General features: G+C 57.1%; 16 protein-coding genes. 9 read left to right on the forward strand and 7 right to left on the reverse strand.

Annotated elements, in window-relative coordinates; genetic code table 11:
- Positions 1-91: 91 nt before the first annotated feature.
- Positions 92-1,426 (forward strand): hypothetical protein, encoded by a 1,335-nt coding sequence (locus HS103_11500; GenBank protein MBE7513420.1) that lies wholly within the window; start codon positions 92-94, stop codon positions 1,424-1,426.
- 100 nt (positions 1,427-1,526) lie between these two features.
- Here HS103_11500 and HS103_11505 read toward each other — a convergent pair whose 3' ends face one another.
- On the reverse strand, positions 1,527-2,861 hold the full coding sequence (locus HS103_11505; GenBank protein MBE7513421.1) for a 30S ribosomal protein S1: 1,335 nt from the start codon (positions 2,859-2,861) through the stop codon (positions 1,527-1,529).
- A 382-nt stretch (positions 2,862-3,243) separates the two neighbouring features.
- Here HS103_11505 and HS103_11510 point away from each other — a divergent pair, with 382 nt between their 5' ends.
- The 3 genes from HS103_11510 to HS103_11520 all read left to right on the forward strand — a co-directional run bounded on the left by HS103_11510 (position 3,244) and on the right by HS103_11520 (position 5,232).
- Positions 3,244-3,696, forward strand: a complete 453-nt coding sequence (locus tag HS103_11510; GenBank protein ID MBE7513422.1) for a D-tyrosyl-tRNA(Tyr) deacylase — start codon at positions 3,244-3,246, stop codon at positions 3,694-3,696.
- Positions 3,697-3,788: 92 nt separating this feature from the next.
- The gene (locus HS103_11515; GenBank protein ID MBE7513423.1) at positions 3,789-4,340 is read left to right on the forward strand and encodes a DUF4256 domain-containing protein; all 552 of its coding nucleotides are present in this window, start codon (positions 3,789-3,791) and stop codon (positions 4,338-4,340) included.
- A 277-nt stretch (positions 4,341-4,617) separates the two neighbouring features.
- A complete protein-coding gene (locus HS103_11520) occupies positions 4,618-5,232 on the forward strand; it encodes an SCO family protein (protein ID MBE7513424.1) in 615 nt (204 codons plus the stop codon).
- A gap of 12 nt (positions 5,233-5,244) precedes the next feature.
- On the opposite strand, the gene HS103_11525 is transcribed toward HS103_11520, so the two are convergent.
- Genes HS103_11525 through HS103_11550 form a run of 6 tightly spaced genes read right to left on the reverse strand, consistent with a single transcriptional unit; the run spans position 5,245 to position 12,366 of the window.
- Positions 5,245-6,984: a glycerol-3-phosphate dehydrogenase/oxidase gene (locus HS103_11525; protein ID MBE7513425.1), complete on the reverse strand. Its 1,740-nt coding sequence runs from the start codon at positions 6,982-6,984 to the stop codon at positions 5,245-5,247.
- A complete protein-coding gene (locus HS103_11530; protein ID MBE7513426.1) occupies positions 6,981-8,588 on the reverse strand; it encodes an FAD-binding oxidoreductase in 1,608 nt (535 codons plus the stop codon). The genes HS103_11525 and HS103_11530 overlap by 4 nt, the downstream gene beginning before the upstream one ends.
- Before the next feature lie 40 nt (positions 8,589-8,628).
- A complete protein-coding gene (locus HS103_11535; GenBank protein ID MBE7513427.1) occupies positions 8,629-9,078 on the reverse strand; it encodes a hypothetical protein in 450 nt (149 codons plus the stop codon).
- A gap of 47 nt (positions 9,079-9,125) precedes the next feature.
- Positions 9,126-10,535 carry an MBL fold metallo-hydrolase gene (locus HS103_11540; GenBank protein ID MBE7513428.1) on the reverse strand — a complete coding sequence of 470 codons (1,410 nt, stop codon included), beginning with the start codon at positions 10,533-10,535 and terminating at the stop codon, positions 9,126-9,128.
- Between the two features lie 14 nt (positions 10,536-10,549).
- Positions 10,550-11,140: a hypothetical protein gene (locus HS103_11545; protein MBE7513429.1), complete on the reverse strand. Its 591-nt coding sequence runs from the start codon at positions 11,138-11,140 to the stop codon at positions 10,550-10,552.
- A 20-nt stretch (positions 11,141-11,160) separates the two neighbouring features.
- Positions 11,161-12,366, reverse strand: coding sequence for a DNA double-strand break repair nuclease NurA (locus HS103_11550; protein MBE7513430.1), 1,206 nt, complete (start codon positions 12,364-12,366; stop codon positions 11,161-11,163).
- Between the two features lie 103 nt (positions 12,367-12,469).
- On the opposite strand from HS103_11550, the gene HS103_11555 reads away from it, so the two are divergent.
- Genes HS103_11555 through HS103_11575 form a run of 5 tightly spaced genes read left to right on the forward strand, consistent with a single transcriptional unit; the run spans position 12,470 to position 17,169 of the window.
- On the forward strand, positions 12,470-13,231 hold the full coding sequence (locus HS103_11555) for a GNAT family N-acetyltransferase (GenBank protein MBE7513431.1): 762 nt from the start codon (positions 12,470-12,472) through the stop codon (positions 13,229-13,231).
- Between the two features lie 44 nt (positions 13,232-13,275).
- Positions 13,276-14,469 carry an aminopeptidase P family protein gene (locus HS103_11560; GenBank protein ID MBE7513432.1) on the forward strand — a complete coding sequence of 398 codons (1,194 nt, stop codon included), beginning with the start codon at positions 13,276-13,278 and terminating at the stop codon, positions 14,467-14,469.
- 42 nt (positions 14,470-14,511) lie between these two features.
- Positions 14,512-15,351 (forward strand): 3-methyl-2-oxobutanoate hydroxymethyltransferase, encoded by an 840-nt coding sequence (gene panB / locus HS103_11565; GenBank protein MBE7513433.1) that lies wholly within the window; start codon positions 14,512-14,514, stop codon positions 15,349-15,351.
- Between the two features lie 25 nt (positions 15,352-15,376).
- The gene (locus HS103_11570) at positions 15,377-16,141 is read left to right on the forward strand and encodes an amino acid ABC transporter ATP-binding protein (protein ID MBE7513434.1); all 765 of its coding nucleotides are present in this window, start codon (positions 15,377-15,379) and stop codon (positions 16,139-16,141) included.
- A gap of 14 nt (positions 16,142-16,155) precedes the next feature.
- Positions 16,156-17,169, forward strand: coding sequence for an aldo/keto reductase (locus tag HS103_11575; GenBank protein MBE7513435.1), 1,014 nt, complete (start codon positions 16,156-16,158; stop codon positions 17,167-17,169).
- Positions 17,170-17,247 lie beyond the last annotated feature (78 nt).

Genomic DNA, 17,247 nt, shown 5'->3' on the forward strand with positions numbered 1-17,247 from the left:
AAAGCCCACCACGCGCCATTTTCCCACCGTGCTGTGATAGAATCGCCCTGATTGTGGTCTGTCCTATTCACGCTGTAGTGAAGGAGTCCTCGTGAGTTTACGCCGCCTATCGGGTTTATCAACTGCCTCGCTGCTGTGGGGCGCTGCGCTGGTTATGTTTGTCGTCCTAGTGACATTCTCCTTCACCACCCTAACCCTCACGGCTGCCCAACCAAAGGCAACCCCGATCCCCCCTACATTTGGGTCTATTTTGGGGGGTGGCGGGCAAGCACAGCCAACCTTCACCCCGTCACCACCCGCCCCAACACCTACCCTCCCCACCTTACACAGCGCCATGATGGGCATTCAAATTCACCCCATTCTAGAGATTAGCGCGTGGTGGGCAATGGTGGATCGGGCGCAGTTCATGGGCTTTAAGTGGATCAAGGTGCAGGTGAACTGGGCAGAGATGGAGACAGAGCCGGGCGTCTATTCACAGGCATTCAGCGTCGTTCGGGATAATCTCTTTTATGCCGGACAGCGCGGCTTTAACATCCTGATCAGCGTTGTCAACGCCCCCGATTGGGCGCGTCCGGCAGCGGCGCGGGGGCAGCAGAACGGTGCGCCAAGCGACCCCCAAACCTACGCAAACTTTCTGAACGCCATTTTCAACGCTTGGGGGACACAGTATATTCAAGCAGTAGAGGTCTGGAACGAGCCAAACCTCCGCCGCGAATGGACGGGGCATCCCGCCACCGCTGCCGCCTACAAACCCTACTTCGACGCTGCCTACAACGCCATTCGCGCCCACAGTGGCGAGATCGTCGTCATTACGGCGGGGCTTGCTCCGGCGGGCGATACCGCCGATGGCTCTGTCGATGATCGGCGCTGGTTGAGGGAACTCTACGCGGCGGGCTTGCCCGTAAATGATCCGAATTTTGCCATTGGGATTCACCCCTATGGATGGGCAAACGCGCCGGATGCCCGCTGCTGTGCGAACCCCTCGCAAGGATGGGACAATCAACGTTTTTTCTTTTTCCTCGATACGATTGCCGATTACCGTCAGATTATGGTCGAAAACAATCATGCCAACGGCAAACTGTGGGCAACGGAATTTGGGTGGGCAACCTTCGATGGGCTGCGCTACAAGGATCATCTCAGCGGTCCACCTGCTATCCCACCTAGCGACCCCGCGTTGGGATGGATGAATCGTCTGACAGAAATACAGCAAGCAACCTACGTCATCCGTGCCTTTGAACTTGCCCAAACAGGGGATTTAGCGGGCTTCATGGGCCCGCTGTTTCTGTGGAACATGAATTTCGCTTCCCTAACGGGCTATATCAACGAGAACACGCCGAGTCTGCCAGAGGCGGGGTTCAGCGTTCTGAACAGCGATTGGGGGACACGCCCCCTTTACGATGCACTGCAATTTGCCCCGAAAGAGTAAAGAATGACGGGGGGCGCACACCCCCTTCCTCCTACATAGGGGCTGAGGGAATCAAAAGGGCGGGTCTGATGACCCGCCCAAAGAAAAAATGCGCTGGCAGTTAAATGCCGGTTTGTTCTTCTGTTTCCTCGGCATCAGGAGCGGCTTCGGACATCTCGTTATGATCGTCATGTCCATTACTACCGTTTTCTGCCCCGCCGTTCGCGCTGGCAAGGGGTGTTTCCAGCACTGCCCCCTCTGCCCCTTCAACACTCTCTAAGAGTGTCTCACCAGGGAGGAGTATCGCGCCACCTTCAGCACCTTCCATCCCTTCGATGATCGGCTGCTCTACACCCCACCGTTGGGTGAACCCCACACGGCGCTTATCCGGCTCTAGACGGCTGATGCGTAAGCCCAGACGATCACTTTTCTTCACATAGCTGTGCGGCTCTTTGAGTGTGCCGTCGCCCATCTCGCTGAGATGCAGCAGCCCCTCTAGCCCGTCATCAAGGGCGATGAACGCCCCAAACTCAACAACGTTCGTCACTGTGCCTTCCACCTGCTGCCCCTCGTGGTAGCGATTCATCGCATCCGACCAAGGATCAGGCAGCAGGCGCTTGCGGCTGAGGGCAATACGATTGGTATCGCGATCCAAGCTGAGGACATACACCTCAATCTCATCGCCAATGCGCAAGACATCTTTCGGGTGGTCAACGCGGTGCCACGCCAGTTCGCTGACATGGATCAACCCATCTGCCCCACCCAGATTGACGAACGCGCCAAAATCGCGCAGCCCGGTGACCAGCCCCTTCACCACGTCACCTTCCATCAATTCGGAAAGCAGCCGTGCTTTCTGCTGCAAACGCCATTCTTTCTGTGCTTCGCGTTCGCTGAAGATCAGGCGGCGGCGAGTTTGATCGACCTCGATCACTTTCACTCCCAACGTCCGCCCCATCAGCGTCCCAAGCGAATCGCGGCGGTCTGTTCCACCGGCGCCCATCGTTAACAGGTGCGAGGTGGGAATGAACCCTTCCAAGCGCCGCCAACGGACAAGCACACCGCCGCGATTGTGTCCGGTGATGTTGACCTCAACGACATCTTCTGTGCCGTGCAAGCGCCGCGCCTCGTCCCAGTCGTGTTGTTGCAAGCCCTGGCTGATCGAGACGATCAAATTGCCTTCGGCATCGCGGGTACTCAACACATAGACCGGAACTTTCGCCCCGATAACGAGAAGTGCCTTGTAATCCTCGTCAAGGTGGTCAAGGTCTTGGGCAGGGACAATGCCATCCTGCTTCAAACCCATCCCAATAATAATGTCGCCTTTGCCGTCGATCTGGATGATCTCCGCGTCGGGATAAATATCCCCACGCTCTGGCTGTTTTTGCGCTTGGAGCGATTCTTCCAATAACTGCTCAAATTCCGCCCGCAACTGCTTCTCACGTTCCGACTTATCCACGCCCATGACCCGTTCAACCGCCTTTTGTGGTTTAGGATTCCCCCTCAACAGGGGGTTACGATGTTTTGTCCACGACATCTTTCGCAGAATGGCGAAATGACCCGGCGCACAACCGAGCAGGTGAATCCTCAGAGTAGGAAATGAGGGATTGCGCGAATTGTGGCGTTCTCGCTTAGGTTGCGTCAATGATCTTGGACACGCCCACTTAGAAATGAATTCTATCAGTGTGCAGCCTATTTTGACAACCCTGATTCAATGTATGTTCGGGGAAATGTTGTGAACTTGATATGTTTGTTAGACACACCGAGAGAAACAAACCTTACGATTCCCCCTCAATGGGCATCATCGTTTCCTTTTAAGGGCTGTGAACGGAGCGCGAGGGATGAAAACAGTTATTCAACGGGTGCGGCGTGCCGCCGTGCGTGTCGATGATCAGGTTGTGGGTGCAGTGGACGGCGGACTCCTCATTTTGCTCGGGATTGGGCAGGGCGATACCGAGGCAGAGGCAAAATGGCTGGCAGAGCGCATCGCTGTTCTGCGCATTTTTCCCGATGAGGACGATAAATTTAACCGATCCCTTCTCGATACAGGCGGCGGAGCGCTGGTCGTCTCTCAATTTACACTCTTTGGCGATGCTGCTGGCGGACGCCGCCCTAGCTTTATCAAAGCCGCTCCCCCTGCTATTGCCGCGCCGCTGTGTGATCGCTTTGTAGAGTACCTGCGCGGCATGGGTGTTCGCCATGTGGAAACCGGCATTTTTGGCGCAAAGATGATCGTGGAGTTAGCCAACGATGGTCCTGTCACGATTCTGCTGGATCGTGACCCACGCCCGTAGAACTGGTCTCTTGACGGCAGTGGCGCGTCCGTGTATCCTACACAATAGAACATACGAGCTATCGCTTGCCGAATGTAGAAAGGTTATTTTCCATGGGATTGTCAAAAGATCAGCGGAAGGAACTCCTCAGCCTTGTGAAAGCCCGTTTTGAGACCCACCTGAAACGCCACCCTAAAATCGAATGGGCGAGCGTCCAAGCAAAGCTAGAGGCAAATCCTAGTGCGCTGCACGCGCTTTATGAGATGGAACGAACGGGTGGTGAGCCGGATGTTGTCGGTTATGATGCGGCAACGGGCGAGTATCTCATCTATGATTGTTCGCCAGAAAGTCCACAGGGTCGCCGCAGCCTGTGTTATGACGACGACGCGCTGGAGGCACGGAAAGCGAATAAACCAACAGGCAGCGCGGTGGGGGCAGCAGCCGCTATGGGCATTGTTCTTTTGACCGAAGGCGAATACCGGGCATTGCAAAGGCTTGGGGAGTTTGATACAAAAACCTCAAGTTGGGTAAAAACGCCAGTGGCAATTAGAGAACGTGGCGGCGCCATTTTTGCCGATTACCGCTATGGTGCGGTATTCATCTATCACAATGGCGCGGACTCATACTATGCGGCGAGGGGGTTTCGCGGCGTGCTAAGGGTCTGAACCGTGCGAGAGCGCTGACCTTCAAAAGCATATAGACGTTACGCAGTTGCCCTCATCCCCTACCCCCTTCTCTCAGTAGGAGAAGGGGGAATCCATTTTTTGAGGGGCTTCCCCCTCAAACTCCCCCTTTCGATGAATATAGGGTAAACAAGTTCAACTGCGTAAGTTCTAAGTATATTGACAAACGACACCCCTCGGCGTGACGCCCCTCACTGCTCATTAACGGAGGGGCATGTTACACTGTGGCAACCTCTAACACAAAGCATGAGAGTGCCGTATGCGTCAATGGATCGCCCGTCTGTGGTTTGGATGCCTTGCCCTTGTCCTCATCGTGAGCGCCTGCAACGCGCCCGCCGCATTCCCAACCAGCACACCTTCAACCGGGGTGACAACTTTCGACCCGCCGATTATCCTGAGCGCCTTCACGATGACCGCAGCCGATGGCAGCCCCGCCGATCTTGCCACGCTTAAGGGGCATTACACGCTTTTGTCCTTTGGCTACACCCATTGCCCCGATGTTTGCCCCATTACGCTTGGCTATTTCACCCAGATCAAAGCGGCGCTTGCCGAGGACGCCGCAGGGTTGACGATTCTGTTCGTCAGCGTTGATGGCGCACGGGATACGCCCGAACGTCTGCGCGAGTACCTGAACAACTTCGACAAAGACTTTCTTGGCTTCACCGGCGACGATGCTGCCGCACGAGCGCTGATCGGGCAGTTTGGCGGGCAGTTTACCCTGAACAACGGGGGGGGCTTGCGTGATAACTACACGGTGGATCATACCGCCTCGTCCTATCTGGTGAATCCGCAAGGGGAAATCATTCGTAAGTTTTCCTACGGGTCAGAGGTGGAAATTGTCGCCAAGGCAATCCGACAGGCGCTGAAAGGATGAGTGTCCCCCACCCTACCCCCGCTGAGGGCGGAGCAGCAGCCACACCCCCAACACGCCGATAAGCACGGCAAACGCGCTGAGCAGCGGCAGAGGGTTTTTCTTTTTCGCCCGCACAATGCCCCTCAGCAGCGTGGCAGGATCGGAGATCAGGGCGCGATCCGGGACGCTGTAATGAGCCGCCCATAACTCCTGATAGGCGGCTTCTTCCGCCGCCCATCGCCCATCGTCCCACCCTAACTCACGCTGGCAAACCGCCCGAATACGCGGCAGGTGATCGACGCCCCCACGCGGCAGGAGCATCCCAATCCGCGTCCGTCGCAGCAAGAGATCATCAAGGTGCTGAACGGACTCGCAGTGTGCCGAATGGCGCAGTTCTGCCCACAGAGACAGTGTGCCGGGGATCGGCTCAGCTTCCTCCGGGTGGGCGGCGATAAAGCCGAAGATTTCCAGTGCGTGCGTGCTGTAACGCCCCATAATCCGTTCAACCTGCGCTACCGAAAGAGGTATCGCAGCTAAATCATCCTCGGTGGGCATGGGCGGGTTAGGATCGATGGGCGGCGCGGCGCGATCTGGTTCGGGCATGTCGGGAAGGTAGCGGTGGGCAGCGGCGAGGGCATCCAGCGCCATGAGACGGAAGGTCGTCAGCTTGCCGCCCGTGACGGTGATCAGCCCCTCCTCGTCCCAAACGGCATAATCGCGGGATTCCTTCGAGGGATCGGCTTTCCCCGTCCCTACGACGGGGCGGACGCCCGCCCATGTCCCAATCACATCGTCCAGAGTCACCCCCGCAGCGGGGAACTGCCACAGCGCTCCGGCTAAGAGGTAGCTCACCTCCTCCGGGCTGATTCGCGGTTCTGCCCGCAGATCGTCGTGATGGTCAACATCGGTTGTCCCGATGAGGGTGACACCCTCCCAGGGGTAGACAAAGACGGGGCGACCATCCAGCGGGTGGGCAAAACTGACCACTTGCGCCACTGGCAAACGCCACGCGGGAATGACAAGGTGACTTCCCCGCAGGGGGCGGATTTTCGCTGCCGCGCCAACTTGCCCGCGCAGATCATCCGCCCAAGCCCCTGTCGCCGCAATGACAACACGGGCGCGAATCGGCGCTTCTTCGCCCGTCGCACCCTCAAGGGTATTCACCCCAACGACCCGCCCGCCTTCACGGATCAGGCGTTCGGCGGCGCAGTAGTTGAGCGCCAACGCTCCCCGTGCGTCGGCATCGTTCAGCACGCGCATGACAAGGCGGGCGTCGTCCGTTTGGGCGTCTACATAGCGAAAGCCGCCAAGCAGCCCCTCGCGACGCAGATGGGGGGCAAGCATGAGGAATTCTTCTGCGCTGTAATGACTGTGGGCGGTGTGACGTCTTTCGCCCGTTGCCATGACATCGTAAAGGGATAGTCCGGCGCGGTAGGCAAGCGCCCCCGGTGTATCGCCCGCGTAGGTGGCGATCAGAAAGCCGAGTTCTTCTACCAGCCCGGGCGCGGCGTTCAGCAATGCCCCTCGTTCGCGGACGCTCTCGTAGGTTAACTGCACATCGCCTGTTTTCAGATAGCGCAGCCCGCCGTGAACCATCTTTGAGGATCGGCTGCTCGTCCCCCACGCAAAATCACGCCGTTCGATGAGCGAAGCCCTCAATCCCAACCGTGCCGCTTGGTGAAGAATGCCTGCGCCAGTGATCCCGCCGCCAATGACCAGCACATCCCATGCCGTCGTTTTCAAGCGTTCCCAACGTTCGCTGCGGTGGATCATGGCAGTAACTTTCCGGGGTTCATAAGCCCCTCTGGATCAAAGGTGGCGAATAGAGTTCCCATTGCCTGCAAACCTAAAACACCTTTTTCCGCCTTTAGGTAGGGAGTGTGATCCAGTCCAACGCCGTGTTGGTGGCTGATCGTTGCCCCCCGCGCCATGATCACGCGGCTGGCGGCGTCCTTCAGGGCAAACCAGCGGCGGAGCGTTTCCTCATGGTTGAGGGAGGGACGAAAGACATAGGTCGTGTAGATGCTTGCCCCATGCGGGTAGACATGGGAGAGGTGGGTAAAGACATGGACACGCTCGCCCACATCACTGAGCGCAGGGCGAATAGCATCCTCAATTCCTTTCATCGTCGCGGGGACGTTCGCCCACGTCGTCGCTGTCTCAAGGGTATCCACTGCGTAACCGCTTTCCCAAAGGGTGTTACGCAAGTAGGGCGTGCGGAAACGCCCTTTGCGCCATGTTGAGCCAAAGAGCCGCCCCACACGCCCCAATGAGACACCGCCGTGTTTGCGACACCATGCGCCAGCTTCGGCAAGGGCTGCCCGTACAAGGCGGTTTTGTCCGGTAGCTGCCATAAGCAAAAGACATTTTCCCGCGCTGATTCCCAACCGACCTAAGACGCTCTCAATCAGGGCAATAAGCTGCTCCCGTCCGGCAAGGGCAAGGTTTGTCAGCGTCTCCGTTGGGTTGCTCAGCCGGAGCATGGAGAGGGGGACACCCGCTTGAACAATGCTCCGCGCCGCCGCCATCCCTGCGGCAAAATCGGGGAAGAACACGCCAGTGAACACCTCCCGTTCGGGCAGCGGCATCACGCGCATGGCGGCATCGGTAAGCACCCCCAAACGCCCCTCTGATCCTAAAACGATCTCACGGAGGTCTATCCCTGCTGCCGAGGCGGGAAAAACGGGAAGGTCAAGCCGCCCAATGGGGGTTTCCACCCGCCCGCCGGCAAAGAGCCGCTCAATCCGCCCATAGTAGAGGGACTGCTGACCGCTGGAACGGGCGGCAACCCACCCACCAATGGTGGAATATTCCCACGACTGCGGGAAATGCCCCAGTGTGTAGCCCGCTGCCCGCAGTTGCGATTCAACCTCAACGCCGTTCGCCCCCGCCCCAAAGGTGGCAATCTGAGAGTCCCGATCAAGCCCCTGAAGGCGGTTCAACCGCGCCAACGAAAGCGTCAGAATGGGTGCGGCGGCGGCATCCTCACGGCGAGGATTGATATGCCCAACGACGCTTGTCCCCCCGCCGTAGGGAATCACCCACACGCCGTGATCACGGGCAAACCGGAGGAGCGCTGCCACCTCATCGGCGCTTTCGGGGAAGGCTACGCCATCAGGAAAAACGCCGATTTCCCCCGAACGGAGCGCTACCCAGTCCGGGAAGCTTTGCCCCCGCGCATGGCGCAGGCGAATCTCAGGATCGGTCTTGATCAGGGCGTGGGCGGGAAGGCGCGAGGGAGGGACGGTTCGCAGCACATCGCCCAATGTGGCATCCTTCAGGCGCACAGGCGACCCCACAAGACGGGTGATCAGATCGAGTCCGTGCAGCGGGGGATTAACCGAATCATCCCCCCAACCATTCCAACGGCGCGTCATAAGCTCTCGTTTCTAAGGTCTATACAAAAGCGAACTCAGCCTAAAACAAACTCAACTGCGTCAGGTCTTGGGCGGGGGGGGGCGGCGGTTGTTCTGCAGGCGACGGGAGGGCTGAGGCAATTTCCGATTCGTCGTGTGCCTGTGGTTCTTCAACATATGTGGCAGGGGAAACATCCGGCTTCGGCTCAATCATGACGGCAAGGGCAGCCTCCAAGCGTGCCAGCGCCATCTCCTCGGCGGGGGTTGTCTCCACGCGGGGCATGTCTGATTCCTCCTCAACGGGTGGGCTGTTAATTTCCGACTCGGCATCGTGCGAGGGAGGGATCCCTTCGTACTGAAGGGCGTCCAACTCGTGAGAATCGACCCCAATACGGAGCAAGACACCGCGCAAACTTGCCTCGTTGGAGGTATCTTGCTCCACTACCACGAAACGGTAATGTGCTATCAAACAGGCGTACCATTCCTCCGCAAAGGGATTATAGGTGGGCATCGGTTAGACCTTTTGCCTCCTCGTTCCGAGATGAATTCTGTTAGGAATTACAGCGTGAAACTTTGCCCAAAGGTCGGCAGATCAATGTGTTCCAAACCCACCTCTGCCGTCAAGCCTTGTTTCAGTGAAAGCAGCGGCTTTTCTTCGCCATGCACAAGGAAGGTTCGGCGGGGCTTCTTCTTGATCGCCCCTGCCCAATTTAACAAATCCGTCCGTCCAGCGTGTGCCGAAAAGCCGCTGATGCGAACGATCTCCGCACGAACATCAAACTTTTCGCCAAAGATGCTCACGGGCGATTCATGGTTTTCCAGTTTACGCCCTAGTGTGTGTTCCGCCTGAAAACCAACCAGCAAAATGGTGTTCCGCTTCTGCTCAATGTTGTTGCGCAGATGGTGCAAAATGCGCCCCGATTCCGCCATCCCACTGGCGCTAATGATCACAATGGGGCGATCAATCCCATTCAGCGCCTTGCTGTCATCCGCCGAGCGCGTGTATTTCAACCCCCTAAACCCAAAGGGATCGCGGCTGGCGGCTGAGCCGCTAATGAATTCGCGGATTTCTTCATCATAACATTCAGGGTGGTTGCTGAACACACCGGTGACATTCACGGCGAGTGGGCTATCGACATATATCTCCATCGGCGGGATTTTCTGCTCAAGGGTGAGTTGGTGTAGGGTGTACACAAGCTCTTGCGCCCGTCCAACGGCAAAGGAGGGGATGATCACCTTGCCCCCCCGTGCATAGGTGCGTCCGATCACATCTTGGAGGATCGCTTTCGCATCGTCATAGCTTTCGTGATCTTTATCGCCGTAGGTGCTTTCCATAATCAGCACATCCGCCTCATCAATGGTCGATGGGTCGCGCAGGATGGGCGCCCCGGGTGAGCCAATATCGCCGCTAAAGACCAACTGAATGTCTTTGCCCGCCTCACGGTCTTCGATGGTCAGGCTGGTAATGGCGCTCCCTAGCATATGTCCAGCATCACGAAAGGTGAGTGCGATTCCGGGCAAAATCTCAACAGTGCGTTCGTAGCCCACACTCCGCAGGTATTTCAGTGCCTTCACCGCATCCTCTTGGGTGTAGAGCGGTTTGAAGGGGGGCAGTCCCTCACGGGTGCGAATCTTGTTCGTAAATTTGACATCGCTCTCTTGAATGTGGGCGCTGTCGAGGAGCATTGCCCCGCACAGGTCTTGAGTTGCCCCTGTGCAGAAAATATCCCCCCGAAAGCCGTTCTTTACCAGCATAGGAATATTTCCGGCGTGGTCGGTATGGGCGTGGGAGAGAACCATCACATCGATCTGCGCCGCATCAAAGGGAAGTTTGCGGTTTTTATCAAAGGCTTCCGAGCGCTTGCCCTGAAACAAGCCGCAGTCCAGCAAGATGCGCCGCCCGTTGACCTCAATGAGGTGTTTGCTACCCGTCACTTCGTGGGCAGCCCCATGAAAGGTAATCTTCATGATTCGTGTCTTTCTTATGGTTTGATGAGGCGCAGCAAGTGATTTAAGCGGGGGAGATCACCGCTTAACAATTGCGCCAAACGCCGTCCAGATCGTACCAGAAAATCGCGTTGTTCGCGCTCATGACGTGCCAATGCCGCGTTTTTGACCGCTGCCGCCAGCAATTCCTCCGCCGGCACTTCCGAGGTGTTCAGAATCAGGCGGAAGAAATCGGCGTTCTCGGTGAAGGCGATCACGGTGTCGGCATCGCATAGGTAGACTGGATCAAGGCTGAGCGGCGGACGCGGCGGCAGCGCTTGATAAATATCGCCGCGCACCTGATAGCCAATGTTGACGATGCTGATCTCAACCGGAATCATCCGGTTTTCGCGCTGGTCACGGATGGCAGCGGTGGTCAGGTTATTCGCCATGATCAACTGGCGAACGAGCGGATCGTCGTCAATGCGAATGGCGTAGATCAGCCCGATGATGCGCAAGGACTCATCATGTTCGGTGTAGACGAACGCGCCAAAATACGGCGTCGTAATCTCACTGCCGCGCATCCCGCAGGCATACCCTGTTGTGCTTGCGCGTAAGACGCGCCCAATCAAGCCCGAATCGTCCACGTTGGCATCGACTCCTTCAATTAAACCCCTTCATGGTGGCGGCGACCATAGCGAGCAAGGTGTTTGCTGCTCAATTTTTGAGACATTTCCAACCGCTGCCGATTTTTCAAGAGCGCTACTGCAATCATGTCGTCAAGATAACGCTTCTCGGCGGGCTGCACCACAGCGATTTCATCGGCACGGGTTAACGCATAGGGATAACGATCTGTGATCTGGCACTGGCGGTGAAGGATGGACTGCACGGCGTTGACCAGCGGCTTGTTACGTGCCACCCACATGGGCAGTTCCACCCGCACAATGTAGGGGGCTTGTCCGGTTGAGGCGGCGTTTAGATAGAAAAAGACGATCTCTTGATGGTCGCCATGCCGTTCTTTGTATTCTTTGTTCAGCGGACTTTGCTGAATCATCAGCCCAGAGCGACTCCCAGGGGGCAGCAGGCGGGCATAGAGATCGCTGTCGGTGATGTTCTCCAAAAGCGGAACGCTGACGTTCAGGCGGGTTACTTCGTCTTCGGTGAGGGTCATCAGGTAAAGCGTATAGACAAGGAAGCGGCTGGAGGGGCGATCCACATAGCCGGTCAGGGCAACACCCTCATCAAAGAGGAAATCCATCGCCTCGTGGTAGTCCATCGTCAACATGCCCGCGTTCGGAATATCTTTCCCCATCGGCATTCCGATCAGGGGTCCGTCATAAAGCGCGATACGCGGCGTGGCGTCGTCCCCTTTACGGATGGCGACTTTGGCAAGGGTTTGCATTTCATAGACCGTTCGCCGCGCATTGATTGCCCCACTGCTGATCAAGCGCCCCTCGCTGTCACGGATGTCTTCCTCGCGGTAGTACAACTGCGGCTCAACCACGATCTCCGGCAGGCGATCCGTGCCGTGATGATAGATGAACACACCAATATTCGTTAGCCAGTAAGGGGCGGGCGCGTGTTGGTCGGGGTAGATTTGCGAACCATCCGCCGCGTAGATCGTTGCCAAATCTGGCGCGGGGCAAAGGTCAATCGGTCTATTCAGCGGCTCATCCATTGGCGCAGCGCCGCGAAACCCGGCGTCATTGTGACGGGCGAGTAAGATGCGCTCCCAAATTTCATTCAGATCAGTTGCCTTCATCAGCAGATCAAAGGCAGTTTCGGTCTGCTCCAAAATGCTGCTGCGCTGATCGGCAACTTCCAAGCCCATTTGCGCGACTTGCGGTTCAATCTTCTCAAAAGGGAGTGCCATAGTGTCTGCTGTGTCTCAGAACGTCTGTGCGATCATCAGCGCGAGTCTATCATGAGACAGGCACAGCGTCAATCGTCCCTCCCGAGCGAAGGCTGATATACTTGTGGCTATGACACAGATGCACTTTCACCGAAACTGGATAGCCCTCTTTGAGGCAATCGCCAACGAGATTGAGGGGGCATATTGCTGGCGCGATGCCGGCGTTTTTTACGGCATCACTGGCATGGATACCTCTGTCTTTAATGTCGCCATTTTGGAGGATCGCCAACCGCTGACAGCAGGGCGGTTGGAGCGGATTGGCGTGCAGATGATGAACATCCCCTTACCTTACTCGATTCAGTTTTGCCACCACCTTCGCCAGCCGCAGTCCGATCTTGCCATTCTGGAGCGTGGGCATTACCTCAATTTGTTCATCGATCCGCTGCGTTGGCATGGTGGGGCGCTGCCCGTTATTCCTACACCAGAGATCAGGGTGCGCAGTCTGGAAATGGGGGCAAGCACAGAGGATTACACCCGCGTGGTGATTACCGCCTTTGATTTGATGAACGAGGCGAAATCCTTTCTCGACCTGATGCTGCGCCTGCGGAATGGCTATCATGTGGTCGCTTACCTAGAGGGTGAGCCTGTAGGAACGGGAACGGTCATGCTGTGTGGGGGCGTTGCCGGCGTCTATAATGTGGCGGCAATGCCCGGAGTGCGACGGCGCGGCGTGGGTCGGGCAATTATGACCGCACTCCATGCCGAGGCGCTCCGCTGTGGCTATCCGGGGACGGCGTTGGCGTCCTCCACCTTGGGCATCGGCTTGTATGCCGCGTTGGGCTATCAGGACGACGGCTATCAGCTTGCCTACGAGATCAGAAGCTAACTCCTCTTTAAAAACGTAAAACACCGAGTAAGGAATGACACCTCATGATGGATTCCTCTGTTCAAATTGAAAAAATTCACCAAGCCCTTGCTATCCTGAAGGAAAAAGATGTTGATGTCTGGTTGACTTTTGTTCGCGAGACAAGCCACAATGCCGACCCCGCCCTCCCGCTGATCTCCCCCGCCGATGTCACCTGGCACTCTGCTTTCATCTTGACGAAAACGGGGCGAAAGGTCGTCATTGTTGGGCGCTATGAGGTCGAAAATTTTAAGCGCATGAATGTTTGGGACGAGGTGATCGGTTACGACAAGAGCATCCAACCCGCCTTGCTAGAGGTACTGGAAAAAATTGCCCCCCGTCAGATCGCCGTGAACTATTCGGAGAGCGATACCGCCGCTGATGGGCTTTCGCACGGGATGTACCTCACCTTGCAGCGCTATTTTGCTGGAAAAGGGTGGGAATTGATCTCGGCGGAAGGGGTTTTGAATGCCTTGCGTGGGCGCAAAACTGCTGCCGAGATCGCCCGCATCCGTGCGGCGGTGGCAATGACCGATGAAATTGTCGATCAGATCACCGAATTTTTGCGTCCAGGTCTGAGCGAGCAGCAGATTTACGAATTCGTCCATAACGAATATAAACAGCGCGGCGTGATCGCCTCGTGGGATGCTGCCTACTGCCCAACGGTGACGGTGGGTCCGGAGTCTCCGGTGGGGCATGTCTCTGCCTCCGAGCACTATGTGACGCAAGCAGGTCACCTTGTGCGCATCGATCAGGGCGTTGTGCTGAACGATTACATCTCCGACATTCAGCGTGTGTGGTATTTACAGCCCGCCGGGGAAAGCGCCGTTCCACAGCCCGTCCGCCATGCCTTCGAGTCCGTCCGGGCGGCTATTGAAGCCGCCCGTGCTGTGCTGAAACCCGGTGTTGAAGGGTGGGTGGTTGATGATGCCGCCCGCACGACGATCACCGCAGCGGGCTACCCTGAATACCAGCACGCCGTTGGGCATGGCATTGGACGGACGGTGCATGATGGGGCAACGCTCTTGGGTCCAAAATGGGAACGCTATGGGCAAACCCCCTATGGGGTGGTGGAGGTTGGCAATTGTTTCACATTGGAATTAGGCGTCAGTGTGGCGGGCTATGGCTTGGTCAGCCTAGAGGAAGATGTTGTCGTCACCGAGACAGGGGCAGAGTACCTTCACGAACCACAGCGTGACTTGATCATTGTTCCGTGTTAGCGTCTACCTATGGTTAAACGCGGCGTTGAGGCACGCCACACGATGCGCACAACCCTTTACGACATTCAAAAAATGAAGGCAGAACGGACGCCAATCCCCGTCCTCACCGCCTATGACGCGACAACGGCGCGGATCGCAGAGACGGCGGGTATTCCCTTGATCCTTGTTGGGGATTCCTTGGGGATGGTGGTACAGGGCAACGAGACGCCAATCAGCGTCACCCTAGAGGAGATGATCTATCATGGGCGGGTTGTCGTCCGCACGACGAAAAAACCCCTCATCGTTGTTGATCTCCCCTTCATGACCTATAAAATCAGCGCTGAACAAGCCCTAGCGAGCGCCGCCCGCGTCATGCAAGAAACGGGCGCTGGCGGCGTGAAATTGGAAGGCGGGTTGGAGGTTGCCCCAACGGTTTATCGGATTGTCCAAAGCGGGATTCCGGTGATTGCCCATGTGGGACTGACGCCGCAAAGCTATCACCAGCAGGGCGGTTGGCGGGTGCAGGGGCGCGAGGCAACCGCCGCCAATGCCTTGTTGGAGGCGGCAAAGGCGCTGGAGGCGGCAGGGGCTTTCGCCATCGTCTTGGAGATGATCCCGATCACCGTCGCAAAGGTGATCAGCGAGACGCTTCACATCCCCACCATTGGCATTGGGGCGGGGATGCATACCGATGGACAAGTGCAGGTTTTTCACGATTTGGTTGGGCTTTCCGAACGGACGCCGAAACATGCGCAGCATTTTGGCGAGGCGGGTGAAGTGATGGTAAGAGCGCTGCGCGGCTATGCCGAGGCGGTGCAAGGGCGCACCTTCCCCACCGAGGCGAACGCCGCCGAACTGAGCGACGCCGCGAAACAGGCATTTGAGGACAGCTTAAACGGGTAAATGGGCTTAAACAAGGGAACGTTTCATGAATACACCAGAACGCACGCCGATTATTGATGTCAGAAATATCCACAAGCGCTTTCGCACGCCACAAGGGGCAGTGGTTCACGCCCTGAACGATGTGTCTTTGAAGGTCTACACGGGCGAAGTGATCATGATTATCGGACCGAGTGGGTCGGGTAAATCAACGATGCTGCGCTGTTTGAACCGCCTTGAATCGTTTGACAGCGGCTCGATTGTTGTGGATGGGACGCCGCTGGATACCGCCCACAACATCAACAAGGTACGGGCTGAGATTGGGATGGTCTTTCAAAGTTTCAATCTGTTCCCTCACTGCACTGTTTTGGATAACGTTTCGATGGCACAACGTGTCGTCCGCCGCCGAAATAAAAAAGAGGCGCAGGTGGTTAGTTTGGAACTGCTCAAAAAGGTTGGGATTCCCGAAAAGGCGAACGTTTATCCCGGTCAGCTTTCCGGCGGGCAGCAGCAGCGCGTTGCCATTGCCCGTTCGCTGGCGATGAACCCCAAAATTATGCTCTTTGATGAACCCACCAGCGCCCTTGACCCAGAGATGATCAAGGAAGTGCTTGATGTCATGCTTGACCTTGCCCGCGAAGGGATGACGATGGTCGTCGTCAGCCACGAGATGGGCTTTGCCCGTGCCGCCGCTACCCGTGCGATCTTCATGGATCGTGGTGAGATTGTGGAGGAAGGCGCACCGGATACGCTCTTTGAAAACCCACAAACAGACCGAATGAAGCAGTTCCTGAGCAAGATTTTGAAACATTAGGAGTGACACCCACGATGGATTATCGCTATATGGGGAAAACCGGATTGCGCGTCAGCGAGCTTTGCTTGGGCGCAATGACCTTTGGGCGCGAGGCGGACGAGACGGAAAGTTTCCGGCTGATGGATTATTTCGCCGCGCAAGGGGGAAATTTTATTGATACCGCCGATGTGTACACGGGTGGCGTCTCGGAGACGATTGTCGGCAAGTGGTTAGCCAATAAAGTGCGCGATGCGTGGGTTATCGCCACGAAAGTTCGTTTTACGATGGGCGCGGGCGTGAATGATGTGGGGTTGAGCCGCAAACACATCCTTGCCGGTGTGGATGCCAGTCTAAAGCGGCTGAACACCGACTACATCGATCTGTACCAAGTTCACTGTTGGGATGATGGGACGCCCCTTGAGGAAACCCTCGGCACGCTGCACGGGTTGGTACAAAGGGGCAAGGTGCGCTATATCGGCGTCAGCAACTACGCCGGATGGCAGCTTCAAAAAGCCGTTGATTTGTCTAAGGCAAACGGATGGGAGACGTTCACCTGTTTGCAGCCGCTCTACAATTTGCTGCATCGCACGTTGGAATGGGAACTTCTGCCCGTCTGCCGGAATGAAGGGATCGGGATCATCCCCTGGTCGCCGCTGCGGGGTGGTTGGCTCAGCGGCAAATACAAGCGCGGCATGAGCGCCCCACCGCAAAATACCCGTGTTGAAGATGCTGAAAAACACGGCTGGAGCGAGTCTTGGCGCAACCTTGCCACCGAACGGACATGGACGATTCTAGACGAACTGCTGGCGGTCAGCAGCGAGATTGGGAAATCGCCCGCACAGGTGGCGCTCCGTTGGCTGCTGCAAAAACCTGCCGTCACTGCGCCAATCATCGGGGCGCGGCGGATGGATCAACTCAGTGACAACATGGCGTCTGTGGGCTGGATGCTCTCGGCGGAACACATAGAGCGCTTGGATCGCGTGAGCGAACCAGAGGGCGTCTATCCCTACGATTTTATCCGCCGCTTCTTGCGCGGAAGGGTGGGGTAATCTTACGTCTCCCCACCCCGTAGGGGCGACCCAGCGTGGTCGCTCGCGCCGGAACACCCTGATCTGGCAGATCGGCGG

This window comes from Anaerolineales bacterium (assembly GCA_015075625.1).
Lineage (GTDB): Bacteria > Chloroflexota > Anaerolineae > Aggregatilineales > UBA2796 > UBA2796.

Coding starts and splice junctions, on each gene's coding strand:
- HS103_11510 (MBE7513422.1), top strand. CDS start 3,244: ATGAAAACAGTTATTCAACGGGTGCGGCGTGCCGCCGTGCGTGTCGAT.
- HS103_11515 (MBE7513423.1), top strand. CDS start 3,789: ATGGGATTGTCAAAAGATCAGCGGAAGGAACTCCTCAGCCTTGTGAAA.
- HS103_11520 (MBE7513424.1), top strand. CDS start 4,618: ATGCGTCAATGGATCGCCCGTCTGTGGTTTGGATGCCTTGCCCTTGTC.
- HS103_11525 (MBE7513425.1), bottom strand. CDS start 6,984: ATGATCCACCGCAGCGAACGTTGGGAACGCTTGAAAACGACGGCATGG.
- HS103_11530 (MBE7513426.1), bottom strand. CDS start 8,588: ATGACGCGCCGTTGGAATGGTTGGGGGGATGATTCGGTTAATCCCCCG.
- HS103_11535 (MBE7513427.1), bottom strand. CDS start 9,078: ATGCCCACCTATAATCCCTTTGCGGAGGAATGGTACGCCTGTTTGATA.
- HS103_11540 (MBE7513428.1), bottom strand. CDS start 10,535: ATGAAGATTACCTTTCATGGGGCTGCCCACGAAGTGACGGGTAGCAAA.
- HS103_11550 (MBE7513430.1), bottom strand. CDS start 12,366: ATGGCACTCCCTTTTGAGAAGATTGAACCGCAAGTCGCGCAAATGGGC.
- HS103_11560 (MBE7513432.1), top strand. CDS start 13,276: ATGATGGATTCCTCTGTTCAAATTGAAAAAATTCACCAAGCCCTTGCT.
- panB (MBE7513433.1), top strand. CDS start 14,512: ATGCGCACAACCCTTTACGACATTCAAAAAATGAAGGCAGAACGGACG.
- HS103_11570 (MBE7513434.1), top strand. CDS start 15,377: ATGAATACACCAGAACGCACGCCGATTATTGATGTCAGAAATATCCAC.
- HS103_11575 (MBE7513435.1), top strand. CDS start 16,156: ATGGATTATCGCTATATGGGGAAAACCGGATTGCGCGTCAGCGAGCTT.